The 13311-nt window shown below is 68.5% G+C and carries 11 protein-coding genes; 6 read left to right on the forward strand and 5 right to left on the reverse strand.

Annotated features, from left to right (window positions below):
• Positions 1-31 precede the first annotated feature (31 nt).
• Genes ACSQ8Y_RS08325 through ACSQ8Y_RS08340 form a run of 4 tightly spaced genes read left to right on the forward strand, consistent with a single transcriptional unit; the run spans position 32 to position 5232 of the window.
• Complete coding sequence (locus ACSQ8Y_RS08325) at positions 32-1477, forward strand: oligosaccharide flippase family protein (RefSeq protein WP_436265974.1); 1446 nt, start codon at positions 32-34, stop codon at positions 1475-1477.
• A 16-nt stretch (positions 1478-1493) separates the two neighbouring features.
• A complete protein-coding gene (locus tag ACSQ8Y_RS08330) occupies positions 1494-2561 on the forward strand; it encodes a glycosyltransferase (protein WP_436265975.1) in 1068 nt (355 codons plus the stop codon).
• The gene (locus ACSQ8Y_RS08335; RefSeq protein ID WP_436265976.1) at positions 2551-4059 is read left to right on the forward strand and encodes an MBOAT family O-acyltransferase; all 1509 of its coding nucleotides are present in this window, start codon (positions 2551-2553) and stop codon (positions 4057-4059) included. The genes ACSQ8Y_RS08330 and ACSQ8Y_RS08335 overlap by 11 nt, the downstream gene beginning before the upstream one ends.
• 3 nt (positions 4060-4062) lie before the next feature.
• Positions 4063-5232 carry a hypothetical protein gene (locus tag ACSQ8Y_RS08340; protein WP_436265977.1) on the forward strand — a complete coding sequence of 390 codons (1170 nt, stop codon included), beginning with the start codon at positions 4063-4065 and terminating at the stop codon, positions 5230-5232.
• A 47-nt stretch (positions 5233-5279) separates the two neighbouring features.
• On the opposite strand, the gene ACSQ8Y_RS08345 is transcribed toward ACSQ8Y_RS08340, so the two are convergent.
• The 5 genes from ACSQ8Y_RS08345 to ACSQ8Y_RS08365 all read right to left on the reverse strand — a co-directional run bounded on the left by ACSQ8Y_RS08345 (position 5280) and on the right by ACSQ8Y_RS08365 (position 10619).
• Positions 5280-6047 (reverse strand): class I SAM-dependent methyltransferase, encoded by a 768-nt coding sequence (locus ACSQ8Y_RS08345; RefSeq protein WP_436265979.1) that lies wholly within the window; start codon positions 6045-6047, stop codon positions 5280-5282.
• A 36-nt stretch (positions 6048-6083) separates the two neighbouring features.
• Complete coding sequence (locus ACSQ8Y_RS08350) at positions 6084-7232, reverse strand: glycosyltransferase (RefSeq protein WP_436265980.1); 1149 nt, start codon at positions 7230-7232, stop codon at positions 6084-6086.
• The gene (locus ACSQ8Y_RS08355) at positions 7216-7998 is read right to left on the reverse strand and encodes an XrtA-associated tyrosine autokinase (RefSeq protein WP_436265981.1); all 783 of its coding nucleotides are present in this window, start codon (positions 7996-7998) and stop codon (positions 7216-7218) included. The genes ACSQ8Y_RS08350 and ACSQ8Y_RS08355 overlap by 17 nt, the downstream gene beginning before the upstream one ends.
• 20 nt (positions 7999-8018) lie before the next feature.
• A complete protein-coding gene (locus ACSQ8Y_RS08360) occupies positions 8019-9542 on the reverse strand; it encodes an XrtA system polysaccharide chain length determinant (RefSeq protein ID WP_436265982.1) in 1524 nt (507 codons plus the stop codon).
• A gap of 144 nt (positions 9543-9686) precedes the next feature.
• Complete coding sequence (locus ACSQ8Y_RS08365; protein ID WP_436265983.1) at positions 9687-10619, reverse strand: EDSAP-1 family PEP-CTERM protein; 933 nt, start codon at positions 10617-10619, stop codon at positions 9687-9689.
• 302 nt (positions 10620-10921) lie between these two features.
• On the opposite strand from ACSQ8Y_RS08365, the gene ACSQ8Y_RS08370 reads away from it, so the two are divergent.
• Together ACSQ8Y_RS08370 and ACSQ8Y_RS08375 are read left to right on the forward strand one after the other, a co-directional pair.
• Positions 10922-11668 carry an N-acyl amino acid synthase FeeM domain-containing protein gene (locus ACSQ8Y_RS08370; RefSeq protein WP_436265984.1) on the forward strand — a complete coding sequence of 249 codons (747 nt, stop codon included), beginning with the start codon at positions 10922-10924 and terminating at the stop codon, positions 11666-11668.
• A gap of 2 nt (positions 11669-11670) precedes the next feature.
• Positions 11671-13311 carry an FAD-binding oxidoreductase gene (locus ACSQ8Y_RS08375; RefSeq protein WP_436265985.1) on the forward strand — a complete coding sequence of 547 codons (1641 nt, stop codon included), beginning with the start codon at positions 11671-11673 and terminating at the stop codon, positions 13309-13311.

Consider the following 13311-nt stretch of genomic DNA (forward strand, 5'->3'; position numbering starts at 1 on the left):
GGGACCGCACCGGCGCGGCCAGGCGGCAGGCGTGAGCGGCGCGCCCGCCGCAACGCGCCGCTCGCTGGCCGTGTCCTTCGCCGAAAAATACGCGCTGCTGTTGCTGGCGCTGGCCGGCAGCATGGTGCTGGGCCGCTTGCTGACCCCGGCCGAAATCGGCGTCTATTCGATCGCCGCCTTGCTGGCCGGCTTCGCGCAAGTGCTGCGCGACTTCGGCGTCGGCCAGTTCCTGCTGCAGGAGAAGGAACTCACGCGCGACAAGCTGCGCGCGGCGCTGGCGGTCGGGCTGGCGAGCGCGACCGCGCTGGCGCTGGCGGTGCTGCTGCTGGCCGGCCCGGTGGCCGCCTTCTACGGCGCGCCGCGCTTGCGTCCGGTGCTGCAATTGCTGGCGCTGAACTTCCTGCCGGTGCCGTTCACCGCGCTGGCCCTGTCCATGCTGCGGCGCGACATGCGCTTTGCGGCCGTCTTCGCCGTCAACGCCGGCGGCGCGCTGGTCCAGCTGCTATGTTCGGTCGTGCTGGCCTTGCTGGGATACGGCAGCCTGAGCCTGGCCTGGGGCGCGCTGGCGGGCACGGTGGCCGCGCTGCTGGCGAGCGTGCCGCTGCGCCCGCCCGGTCTGCCCTGGCTGCCGGGCTGGCGCGGCGCCGGCCGCATCCTGCACTTCGGCGGCTACGCGGCCGGCGGCGGCCTGATCGACGAAGCCGGCGTGGTCGCGCCCGACCTGATCGTGGGCAAGCTGGTCGGCGTGGCCGAGGCCGGCATCTACGGCAAGGCGCAAAGCGTCATCGGCCTGTTCAACCAAGGCATCACCAGCGCCGTCTCGCCGGTGGCCTATGCGCTGTTTGCCGCGCAGGCGCGCGCCGGGCAGGACGTGCGCGTGGCCTATCTCACCGCCATCAGCTGCATGACGGCCTTGGCATGGCCGTTTTTCGCCTGGCTGGCCCTGATGGCGCTGCCTGTCGTGCGTTTGCTATACGGCGATCAATGGGACAGCGCAGTGCCTTTGATCCAGGTCATGTGTTGCGCGTCCGCGCTCTATAGCATGTTCAGTATGGCGCGCTACCTGTTCCTGGCCGGCGGCCATGTGCGGGCGCAGGCCCGGCTGGACGCGCTGTCGGTGCCGGTGCGCGTCGCCGCGGTGCTGCTGGCCACGCCGTTCGGCCTGGACTACGTGGCCTGGGGCGTACTGCTGGGCGTGCTTGGCCGCTGCTGCTTCACCGCGGGCTATCTGGCGCGGCTGGCGGCGCTGCCGCTGGCGCCGCAGTGGAAGGCGGTGGCGCGCAGCGCGGCGCTGGCCGCCCTGGTGGCGCTGGCGCCGTTGGCGGCGCGGCTGGCCATGCCGCCCGGGCCGCTGCAACTGATGGCGGCGGCCAGCGGCGCGCTGGCGCTGTGGCTGGCGGGCGTGGTGTGGCTGAAGCATGAACTGGCGGACGAATTGGCGCTGCTGCGGCGCAGGCTGCGGCGGCTGGGAACTTAAGGTAAGGGAGGCTGCGATGCGTGTGGGCATATTGTCATATCCAATGCTGTTCCAGCGCGAAGGCGGCCTGCAGATCCAGGTGCGCGAGACCATCGCGGCGCTCAACGGCCTGGGCCGCGTGGATGGACGCGGCCTGGAGGTCGAACTGGCCGACCCCAACCGCGACCGCCTCGATTCCTACGACCTGGTCCATGTGTTCGCCGCCGTCAACGGCAACCACCGGGTGGTGGAGGCGGCCCGCGACATGGGGGTGCCGGTGGTGCTTTCGCCGCTGGTGTCGCCCGGCTGGAACCGTTCCAGCGGCTTGCGCGCGCGCATGGTCGACCGGCTGGCAGGACGCCTGACGGCGTGGAATGTACAGACCAGCTACGCGCAGATGAAGAGTGCGCTGCAGCTGTCGCAACTGGTGATCGCGCTGGGCGAGGCCGAGCGCGCGGCCATCATGGACGGCTTCCAGATCGAAGCGGGCAAGATCCGCGTCTTCCCGAACGGCATCGCGCCGCAGTTTTTCGGCGCGGACGGTGAACTGTTCCGGCGCCACAGCGGCATCGGCGGCCCCTTCGTGCTGATGGTGGGCGGCATATCGCCCTACAAGAATCAGCTGGGTCTGGTCCAGGCGCTGGCCGGCAGCGAACTGCCCGTGGTGCTGATCGGCCGCGCGGCGCGCGAATTCCTGCCTTACCTGAGGAATATCACGGACAAGCCCTGGGTACGCTGGCTGGGCGAGCTGGCGCACGACGATCCGCTGCTGGCCAGCGCCTACGCCGCCGCCGCCGTGGTGGCGCTGCCCAGCCAGGGCGAAGTGCTGCCCTTGTCGGTGCTGGAAGCGCTGGCGGCGGGCACGCCGGTCGTGGTCACCAAGGAGAATGCGCTCCATTTGCCCAACAGCGCCTTCGCGCTGAAAGAGGTGGCCTGGAGTGACGGCCCGGCGCAGCGCGCCGCCATCCTGGCGCTGGCGGCGGCGCAACCGCCGCGCGACAAGGTGAGGGCGCTGGTCGCGCACTACACCTGGCAGCGCGTGGCCACCCAGATCGCGGGCTGTTATGCCGAACTGCTGCCCGAGGGAGTGGCGTGTGCTGTTTAACTCCTTCGGCTTCCTGTTTCTCTACCTGCCGGCGGTGCTGGCGGGCTATTTCCTGCTGGGGCGGCTCGGGGCGCGCTGGGCCATGGCGTGGTTGGCCGCCGCCTCGCTGTTCTTCTACGGCTATTGGAGTTTGCGTTTCCTGCCGCTGCTGTTCGCCTCCATTTGCGCCAACTACGGCGCTGCCATCTTGATCGCGGGCGCCGCCGGCGCCGCCCGCAAGCGCTGGCTGGGCTGCGCGCTGGCCGGCAACTTGCTGTTGCTGGCCTACTATAAATACGCCAATTTCTTCGCCGCCAGCCTGATGCCGGCCGGAGCGGGCTGGAACGCCTGGGACATCGTGCTGCCGATCGGCATTTCCTTCTTCACCTTCACGCAGATCGCCTACCTGGTCGATTGCTACCGGGGCGGGGCCAGCGACAGGCGCTTCGTCCATTACGTGCTCTTCGTCAGCTATTTCCCGCACCTGGTGGCCGGGCCGGTATTGCATCACAAGGAAATGATGCCGCAGTTCGCGGACCCGGACAACGCGCGGCCGCAGGCGGAGAATTTCGCCATCGGGCTGTCGATTTTCGTGCTGGGGCTGGCGAAAAAGGTCTTGCTGGCCGACACCCTGGCGCCGCTGGCCGCGCCCGTGTTCACGGCCGGTGCCCATCCGCAGCTGCTCGAGGCATGGATAGGCGTGCTCGCTTACACGTTCCAGCTCTATTTCGACTTCTCCGGCTACTCGGACATGGCGATCGGGCTGTCGCGCCTGTTCGGCGTGCGCTTGCCGCTGAACTTCAGCTCGCCGTACAAGGCGCGCAACATCAGCGAGTTCTGGCGCTGCTGGCACATGACGCTGTCGCGCTTCCTGCGCGACTACCTCTACATTGCGCTGGGCGGCAACCGCGCCGGCCGGGTGCGCCGCTACGTGAACCTGATGGCAACCATGGTGCTGGGCGGGCTGTGGCACGGCGCGGGCTGGACTTTCGTCGCCTGGGGGGCGCTGCACGGCGCCTTCCTGATCTTGCACCAGGGCTGGCGGCGCATGCGCGGCGCTGCCCAGGCTCCGGCGCCGGGCCGGTGGGGCGTGCCGCTGACGTTTCTGTGTGTGATGCTGGCCTGGGTGCTGTTCCGCGCACCGGACCTGGCGACGGCTGCTGACATCCTGGGCGCGCTGGCCGGCGGCAACGGCGTGTCGTTGCCGCGCGGCCTGCAGTTTCTCGCCGGGGCGCTGGAGCGGATCGGCCTGCATGCCGGCTTCGAAGGCATCCGCTGGATGGCGCTGGACGGCGCCGGTCTGCCGGCCCTGCTGGCGGCGGCCGTGCTGGCGTTCGCGGCGCCGAACACGCAAGAAATATTCTGCCACTACCAGCCCTGCATTGAAAGAATCTTGCGCCATCCGGGCTGGCCCGCATGGCGTCCGAGCCGCCGCTGGAGCGTCGCGATCTCGGCGCTGTTCCTGTGCTGCGTGTTCAATATGAACCGCGTGTCCGAATTCCTCTATTTCCAGTTCTGACCCATGCGTGCCTACCTGAAGCTGTTCTGCGGCGTGTCCGCATCCGTGGTGGGCGCGGTCGGCGCGCTCAACTATGTTGTCGACCCCTACCTGACGCACCAGTGGGACACGCCGCCGATACAACTGCTGCGTCCGGTGCGCGAGCGGCTGGGCCCGTGGGCCAAGACTTACGCGCTGGCGCGCTACCGGCCGGACGTGGTCTATGTCGGCAATTCGCGCACCGAGGTGGGCTTGCCGGCCCTGCCTGCGCTGTTCGGCGGGCGCACGGTGTTCAACGCGGGCCTGTCGGGCGCGACGTTGGGCGACGCGGCCATGATGGCCCAGCATGCGGCGCGGGTGTCGCGCCTGCACACCTTGGTGTGGGGGCTGGACGCGCCGTCCTTTTCGCTCGACGTCGGCAACACCGAAATGGACGCTGCGCTGCTGGCCGACGGCGGCGGCTATCTGGCCAGGCGCGCCATGCTCAACATGAAGCGCGCCGTGAGCCTGGAGATGGCGCGCGACTCCTTGCGTCTGCTGAGCGGAGCGCAAGAAGGGGTGTGCAGGTCCAGCCTGGCTTTCTTGGGGCAGCGCGACACGGCTTGCCTGGTGCACCGCTTTGCGCAAAAGGGCGGCACGGCGGCCGCGGTACAGCCCCGCCTGGGGGAATTCGTGCACGGCGTCGGGCCGACTGCCGACGCGCTCAACGTGTTGCGTGCGCGGCTGGCGGAACTGTGCGGCAAGGGGGCGCGTGTGCGCCTGTACGTCAATCCGACGCATGCGCTGATGCTGGATACGCTGTACTGGGCCGGGAAATGGGGCGCGATGGAGACGTGGTTGCGGGCGCTGGCGGCGGCCGCCGACCAGCGCCGCGCCGGCGGCTGCGATGTGACGCTGGTTGACTTTTCAGGCTTCAACAGCGTGACCACGGAGCCGGTGCCGCAGGCGAGCGGACGGCAGGACATGGCCTACTACTGGGAGCCGTCGCACTACCGCGACAACGTGGGCCGCATGATTTTGTCGCGCATCCTGGGCGATGGCGGGATGGCGCCGGCGGACTTCGGCGTCGAACTGACGACGGCGCGGCTGCCGGCGCACCTGGCCGCGATGCGCGCGGCGCGGGACAAATACCATATGACGCACGCAGCGGAGACGGCGTTCGCGCGCAAGGCGGCGCAGCAGCTGGAACCGTGAACGGTGCGGGGCGCGCGGGCCCGGCTGGAAACTGTCGCGCCAGCGTGCTAGGCGCGCTGCAATAGCGCGCAGCCTTTCTCGCAGGGACGTGTGCTTTGCTTCAGTTCGGGGAATTCCGTGCGCCACAGCGCCAGCATATGCTGCTCGTCGGGGCGGCGGGCGTCGTCGAGGAAGACGGCGGCGCCCGGCGCCAGCAGCGGAAACAGCGCCGGGCCGGCCGGGTAGCGGGCCAGCTTGCGCGTCGCCTGGGGCGGGCCGTCGATGGCCAGCATGTCGATGCCCTGGCCGGGCGGCAGCGCGGCGCGCAGCCGGTCCAGCGCGTACCAGGGCCAGGTCTCCTCGCCAAACTGCTGCGGCTGCAGCGGCGCGTCCAGCACCCGCGCCCAAGCCGTCAAGCCGTGCCGCTCCAGCTCGCGCCGCGTGTGCGTGGCATAGTCTTGATCGTGCTCCAGGCTGTACACCATGCCGCCGCCGTTCAGCTGCATGGAGCGGGCCAGCACCAGGGTGGATGTGCCGCTGCTGCACTCGACCACCACCTGCGGCCGAGCGGCCTGCGCGTGGCGCGCCAGTTCCAGCAGGAAGTCCGGCGAGGCAGCCCAGCCGCGCGTGCCCGGCAAGCTCTTGCCCAGATGCAGTTCGGCGTACAGCCCTTGCAGGGCCTCGAGCTGCCGGTACAAGCCGGCCGGTTCGTGCAGCGCATGGTCGCGCACTTCGTGCAGCAGGATGTGGACCAGCCGCACCTTGTGCAGGGTGTAGCCGCATAGCAGCAGGAGAAAAACGATGAAGAGGAAGGAGGTGGAGGAGAACATCGGCATGCCTTTCCGCTTGCGCTGGACTATGGACGGTGGAATTCAGCGCGCCTGGCGCGCGAGCAGGGTGTCGTACAGGGTGAGGTAGCGGTCGGCGACGGTGGCCAGGCTGTGGTGGGCCAGCACCAGGCGGCGCGCGCGCTGGCCGTGGCGCCGGGCCAGGCCGGGAATGCGGTAGTAGTCGGCCACCGCGTCCGCCAACAGCTCGGGCTGGCCGGGCGGCACCAGCGTGCCGGTCCAGCTTGCTTGTACCAGCTGCGGGTGGGCGCCCGCCATGGCGGCGACCACCGGCAGGCCGCTGGCCATGGCCTCCAGCACGCGCAGGCTGTCGCCGTAGACCGGCGTGGCGGACGGCGCAACGAACACGTCCATTGAGCGCATCAAACGGGCGGCGTCGTCGCGCGCGCCGGGCAGCCACGCCAGGTGGCCCGCGCCGGCGGCGCACAGCATGGCCTTGCACAGATCGCGGCAGGGGCCGTCGCCGGCGATCAGCAGGCGCAGCGGTGTCGCGTCGCGGCCCAGCTCCTCCAGCAGCGCCAGGAAAGCCTGCACCAGCGAGACGTGGTCCTGCGCCCTGTCCATGGGACCGACGGCGCCGATGACGAAGGCGTTTTCGCACAGGAAACCGGGCGGTCCGACAGCAGCGGCGGCCAGTCCCAGGCGCGGATGGAATTGCACGCTGTCGATGGCGCCGTGCGCCGGATGGACCAGCACAGGGCCGGCGCCGAGCGCGTCGGCCAGCCAGCGCCCCAGCGCGTGGCGCGCGGGCAGCGCGTCGGCCGGCTGGGCGTTCGGCAAGCGGATGCGGACGCCGGCCACGGCAGCGAGCAATTGCGCGCGCACGCTGCGCGTATGCAGCAAGTCCGGTCGCAGCCGGCGCAGCAGGCCGTACAGGCGCACGCAGCCGGTCCAGCCCAGGCCGCCGCCCGCGCTCAAGCTCATCACCTGCACCGTGGCGCCGTTGTGGCGCACTTCGCATTCGGCGGCGCCGTTCAGGGTCAGCACGACATGGCGGTAGCGGCCGGCCGGCATCTGGCGCAGCAGCTTGAACAGGCTGTCCTCGCGCCCGTCCTCGGGCAGGCGGTCGACCAGGTGCAGCACCAGCGGCGCAGGCGCGGCGGGGGCGGTCGCGGCGCTGGCAACGGCGGCGGCGGCGGCCAACACGGCGGCGGCCTTATTCGTAATAGCCATAATATTCGGTGCCGGGGAACGCCTTGATCTTGTTGTAGATGAGGTTGACGTGCTTGCACGAGTCGAGCAGGCGCAGCGCTTCGCGCACCGCGTTCTGTGTGGTGGTCTCGGCTTCCACCACCATGACCACCTGGCCCATCTGCGACGCCAGCACGCTCGCCTCCGTGGTGATCAGCAGCGGCGGCGAGTCGAAAATGACGATGCGGTCGGCGTAGCGGTTGGCGATCTCGCTGAGCAGCGTGCTCATGCTGCGGCTGGCCAGCAGCTCGGTGGCGTGCCGGTTGCTGCGCCCGGCCGGCAGGATGCTCAGCGTGGGCACATTGGTTTTCAGGATCACGTCGGCCAGCTCCAGCTCGTCGTTCAGCAGGATGTCCATCAGCCCGGCCTCGGCGCCCAGGCCCAGCACCTTGAGCACCGACGGCCGCGCCACGTCGGCGTCCACCAGCAGCACGGTGATGTCGCGTTCCATGGCGATGCTCATGGCCAGGTTGATGGCGCAATAGGTCTTGCCCTCGCCGGGCAGCGCGCTGGTGACGACGATCAGGTTGCCGTTGCGGATGGTCACGCCGTTGTCGCCGCGCAGATTGCGCAGCAAGGGCCGCTTGATGATGCGGAAGTCCTCGGCGGCCGGCGTGCGGCCGCCCTCGTGCGTCACCATGCCCAGCTGCGCCATGCGCTCCAGGTCCAGTTCGACGTGGCGCTGCACGCGCGCGGCGGGGGAGGGCGCGGCCATGTGCGCGGGCTGGGCGGGTAAATTCTCTGGCATGTTCATGGAAGTCCTCGGCGTTATTGAAGCAGGGTGCTGGCCATCACGCCGCTATAGGACAGCAGCAGGCAGGCGAGGGCGGCGCCGAAGCCGGCCTTGCCGCGCCGCCGCTTGGTCTGCTGGGCCGGCGTCCAGTTCATGGTCACCGTGCCCAGCACCGGCAGGCCGGTGATGGTGCGCAGTTCGGCCGGGCTCAGGAAAGTGGGCCGGATCTGGCTGATCAGCAGCGCCGCCGCCGTGCCCACGATGAGCGCGCCCAGCAGTGCGCCGCTGTAGAGCAGGGCGCGGTTCGGGCCGACCGGCCGCATCGGCACCGTGGGCGGGTCGATGATCTTGAAGCTCATCATTTCGGTCGTCTGGCTCAGGTCGCCCGACAGCTTGGCCACTTCGCGCCGGCTGATCAGTTTTTCGTAATTTTCCTTGTTGATCAGGTAGTCGCGGTTGAGCGCGGCCAGCTGGGATTCGGCCTCCGGCACCGCCTGGCTTTGCGCCTCCAGCCGCGCGTGGCGCGCGCCCATCTCCACCACCCGCACCTTGGCGGCGGCCACTTTGGCGTCGGCCTCGGTCAGCGCCACCTTGAGCTGCTGCAGCATGGGGCTGTAGTTCTTGCCGGGGTCGGCGTTGGCCGGCCGGCTCTTCTCTTCCTCCACCTTGCGCTGCTCCAGTTGCTGCACCAGGCGTTTGGTGGAGACGATGTCGGGGTGCAGCTCGGTGTACTGCAGGCGCAGCGTGTCCAGGTTCTTGTTGAGCGCGCTGATGCGCTCGTCGATTTCGGGATTGACGATGGCCGCCGGGCTGAGCTCACCGAGGATGGGCTCGTCGCCGGTGGTCTGCGACTTGATGGCGTTGCGCACCTGTTCGGCCTCCATCAGTTCGAGCTTGGCGGTGTTGAGCGCGTCGGCCGACATCAGCACCTGCACGCCGTAGTCTATGCCCTGGCGCGGCAGCAGCGTGTTGTGCGCCATCTTGAACTCCTTGACGGTGTTCTCGGCGGCAGCCAGCCTGTCCTCGTAGGTCTTGATCTGGTCGTCGATGAACTGCACCGCCTGTTGCGACTCGCCCTTCTTGCCCTTGAAGCTGCCCTCGACGAAGATGGTCAGCAGCGACTGCACCACGTCGCGCACCAGGCGCGGATTGCTGTTACTGTAAGTGATGGTGTAGATGTCGTAGCTGCCGGTGCTGGCGATCTTGATCTTGCTGAGCAAGTCCTCGACCTGCTGCTCGTGCTCGCGCGCCGTGTTGCTGCTCAGGTCCATGTCCACCATGCGGATCACGCGTTCGATATTCGGACGGCTCAGCAGGGTGCGGCTCATGATGGCGACCTGTTGCTCGACGTTGGGCACGCTGGTCATGCCCGACAGCAGCGGCTTGAGTATGGTCTGCGTGTCGACGAAGACGCGGGCCGAGGTCTGGAAGTTGTCCGGCAGCGAGGCGATCCTGATCCACGCTCCCATCGCCACCAGCCAGGCGATGCCTATGGCCGGCCAACGGTATTTCCAGATCCCGCGCACGCTGGTGAGTAGCTGGTTGATGAAGTCTTCCATGTCCCGGGCTCCTGAAGGTCGGCGGCGGATGCTGCTTGGTGTTCCGATTATAGGAGGGGCTAGACGCGGCTCAGACCGTATGTGGCCTCGGTTTGAGCCGCGTCAAAGTATTGCGGGGGTGGTGCGGTGAATCAGGAACCGGGCCTAGCTTTGACGGCGGCGGCTCAGCAGCGACATGCTCAGCAGGCCCGCTGCCAGGATGGCCAGCGTGCCCGGTTCGGGCAGTTCCTGCTGCAGCGCGTTGGCCAGCGAGTTGTGCTGGATGGTGAGCTGGTAGGCCACGCCGGCCACCAGCAGCGGCGTGGTGGCGGTGAAGAACTGAGAACCCGGCGCGTAGATCAGGTCGTTGGGCGCGCCGTCGGTGGCGCTGACATTGCTGTCGCCGTTCAGGTAGTCGGGCGAGAAGGTCAGCACGTTCGCGCCGGTGGCGATTTCGACGATCCTGAGCGACCAGGACAGGCGCGCGTTGGCGTTCGAGGTCGGACCCGAGCCCGGCGTCACCAGCGCGCGGGTGTAGGGATTGGCGTCGAAGGCGATGGTCATGGCGTCGGCCGAACCCAGCGTGAAGGCGAAGGTGGTCGAGGTGCCCACGTCCGAATTGCCCGAGGCGACCGCATTGACGGCGGTCGACGCGTCGGCCCGGGTCGACGCGTTGGCGCCGGCCGGCGTGGCGCCGATGATGATGGAGGCGCCCGTCAGGCGCTGGTCGGCGTGGCCGTAGGTGGTGAGCACGGGCGGGATGCCGGCGATCGGGGTGTAGGTGTCCGGCGGCACCGGCGGGCAGGTGCCCACGCATTGCTGGGCCATATTAGGCGGCACGGGATTGAGAATGCTGCGCGAATCGGCGTCGTTCGCGAACACGCCGTTCAGTTGCGCGGTGGCGTGCGCGTCGTTGGTGCCGGTCAGCCGCGAGAAATCGGTGGTGCTGAAGGCGGTGCCGGTCGAATCGAGCAGACGGAAGTTGCTGATGTTGAGGATGGACGAGGCGAAGGTGTTGGCATGGGCCGGGACGACGGCGGCCAGGGCCAGGCTGGCTGCCAGCGTCGTTTGCAGAAAACCTCTTTTGACGATGTTCATGGTGTGTTTCTCCTATTAAGTGACTCCACGATGACGGCGCGGGTGGGTGCCGTTGATGTTCATTGAGCAGTAACCGTGCCAGGCGAAATAACCCTTGATAATCAACGGTTTACATGTAGCTGCCGGGGCCTCGTGCGGACGCCGGCCGGGCGCTGGCAAGGAAAGCGACACTGCCGTCTGACGGCCCCAGCAAAAAAATTCGCGTTTTGTTGAACTTCTTCCAGATCTGCCTGTCTGATTCAGATGAGCCCAGCTCGCCGTTGCGAGGTGGCCGCGAAAACGATAAACAAAGGAGTGCGAGCGTGCACCAAGACGACGACACCATCATTTCCTTTGACGCGACGACCGGGTTGAGCGACCTGGTCATCGGCGAAGGACTGGCCGATCCCTCGTTGGATCACGAGATCGACCAGCAGATCTTCCATATCCGCATGGCCAATTCACGCGGCCGGCGCGAAGCCGCCACCCTGTTATTAAAGAAGATGTACGGTTGGCGCGGCTATGATGTCGATCCTTCCGCCCACCATGTGCTGAACCGCATCACGCTGTACGCGGAAACCGGCGGCGAAACCGTGGGCACCATGTCGTTGTGCCTGGACGACCCCGAACTCGGCCTGCCGGCCGATGAAAACTTCCGCGACAAGCTCGACCTGCTGCGCGGCCAGCAGCGCCGTCTGTGCGAGCCGTCCCGGCTGGCGATCGACAAGGGCGTGTCCAAGCGCGTGTTCGCCGCCCTGATCCACATCTCCTATATCTACGCGCACAACATCCACGGCTACACCGACTACGTGATCGAAGTCAATCCGCGCCACGTGATGTTCTACAAACGCATGCTCGGCTTCAAGGACTTCGGCGGCGAGCGCAACTGCAGCAGGGTGGGCGCGCCGGCCGTGCTGCTGCGCCTGGAGCTGGACTTCATGGGCGAGCAGATCCGCAAGTTCGGCGGCCTGATGGAGCAGCAGACCACGGAACGCTCCTTCTACCCCTATTTCTTCCCCATTTGGGACGAGCCCGGCATCACCTCGCGCCTGGTGCAGGGACGGAACTAGCCGTGGCCGGCACCGACTCGGCCGGCCTGGCCGGGCTGTCCGTGGCGCTGGCCCAGTGGCGCGCCCTGCTTGGCGCGCAGCGGGCGCTGGACGACAGCGCGACGCTGGCGGCCTATGCCAGCAGCACCTCCTCGTGGAGCACGCGGCCTGCGGCGGTGCTGCGGCCGCAGCACCGCGGCGAGGTGGAAGGGCTGGTCCGCATCGCCGCGGCGCAGCGCGTGCCGCTGTACCCGATCAGCACCGGACGCAACTGGGGCTATGGCGACGCGTGCGCGCCTTACGACGGGCAGGTGATCGTCGACCTCAGCGGTATGAACCGCATCCGCGAAGTGGATCCCAAGCTGGCCTATGTGGTGATCGAGCCCGGCGTGACGCAGCAGCAGCTGTCGCAGTACCTGCTGTCGGAGGACTTGCCATTGTGGATGGACAGCACCGGCGCCGGCCCGGACACCAGCCTGATGGGCAACATCCTGGAGCGCGGCTTCGGCCACAGCCCCTACGGCAACCGCTTCCAGAACGTGTGCGGCATGGAGATCGTGCTGGCCGACGGCGCGGTGCTGAACACCGGCTTCGGCCACTTCGCGCATGCGCGCAACGCGCGGGTGTTTCCCTACGGCGTGGGCCCCTGGCTCGATGGCCTGTTCACGCAGTCCAATTTCGGCATCGTCACCAGCGTCGGACTGTGGCTGATGCCGAAGAGCGAAGCGATCAACCATTTCCTGTGCATGGTCGAGCGGCACGAGGATATCGCCGCCGTGGTCGACGCCTTGCGGCCGCTGCGGCTGGACGGCACGTTGCGCAGCATCCTGCATATCGGCAACGACTTGCGCGTGATCTCGGGCGGCACCACGTATCCGCATGCGCGGGCGGGCGGGGCGGCGCCGCTGCCGGCCGCGCTGCGGCAAGCGCTGCGCGCCGAGGCCGGCGTCGGCGCGTGGACGGTGTCGGGCGCCCTTTACGGCAGCGCCTGCCAAGTGGCATGCGCGCGGCGCGCGGTGCGGCAGGCCCTGCGGCACACGGCGGCCCGGCCGCAGTTCCTCGACGAGCGCAAATTGGCCGTGGGCGCCGCCGCAGCGCGGCTGCTGGGGCGCTGGCCGCTGGGGAAGCGGCTGCAGGCCAAGGTGGCGCTGGGCCGTTCGCTGTTCGACATGAACCGGGGCATCCCGAACGGACGCTTTCTCGCCGGCGCCTACTGGCGGCGGCGCGGCGGCTTGCCGCCGGGCTTCCCGGCCAACGCCAACCCCGCGCTGGACAACTGCGGCCTGCTGTGGGTATCGCCGGTGCTGCCGATGCGCGGCGAAGACCTGCTGCGGGTGCATGCGCTGGCCGAGCCGATTTTCCGCCTGCACGGCTTTGACCTGTTCGTCACCTTCAGCATGATCAACGAGCGTGCGCTGGGCGGCGTGATCACGGTCGCCTACGACAAGGAGGACGAAGACGAATCGGCGCGCGCCATCCTGTGCTACCGGCAGCTGTTCGACGCCGTGATGGAGGCCGGCTACGTCCCCTACCGGGTCGGCCTGCAGTCGATGGCCGGGCTCGACAGCGGCACCGACAGCTACTGGAACGTGGCGGCGCGCATCAAGCAGGCGCTCGATCCGCAGGGCATCGTGGCGCCCGGCCGCTACCAGCGGCCGGGGTAG

The sequence above is a fragment of the Pseudoduganella sp. LjRoot289 genome, from assembly GCF_964252925.1.
Taxonomy (GTDB): domain Bacteria; phylum Pseudomonadota; class Gammaproteobacteria; order Burkholderiales; family Burkholderiaceae_D; genus Rugamonas.

Excerpts from the sequence above, each read along its gene's own strand:
- ACSQ8Y_RS08330 (WP_436265975.1), top strand. The coding sequence starts at position 1,494 with ATGCGTGTGGGCATATTGTCATATCCAATGCTGTTCCAGCGCGAAGGC.
- ACSQ8Y_RS08360 (WP_436265982.1), bottom strand. The coding sequence starts at position 9,542 with ATGGAAGACTTCATCAACCAGCTACTCACCAGCGTGCGCGGGATCTGG.
- ACSQ8Y_RS08345 (WP_436265979.1), bottom strand. The coding sequence starts at position 6,047 with ATGCCGATGTTCTCCTCCACCTCCTTCCTCTTCATCGTTTTTCTCCTG.
- ACSQ8Y_RS08340 (WP_436265977.1), top strand. The coding sequence starts at position 4,063 with ATGCGTGCCTACCTGAAGCTGTTCTGCGGCGTGTCCGCATCCGTGGTG.
- ACSQ8Y_RS08365 (WP_436265983.1), bottom strand. The coding sequence starts at position 10,619 with ATGAACATCGTCAAAAGAGGTTTTCTGCAAACGACGCTGGCAGCCAGC.
- ACSQ8Y_RS08355 (WP_436265981.1), bottom strand. The coding sequence starts at position 7,998 with ATGCCAGAGAATTTACCCGCCCAGCCCGCGCACATGGCCGCGCCCTCC.
- ACSQ8Y_RS08350 (WP_436265980.1), bottom strand. The coding sequence starts at position 7,232 with ATGGCTATTACGAATAAGGCCGCCGCCGTGTTGGCCGCCGCCGCCGCC.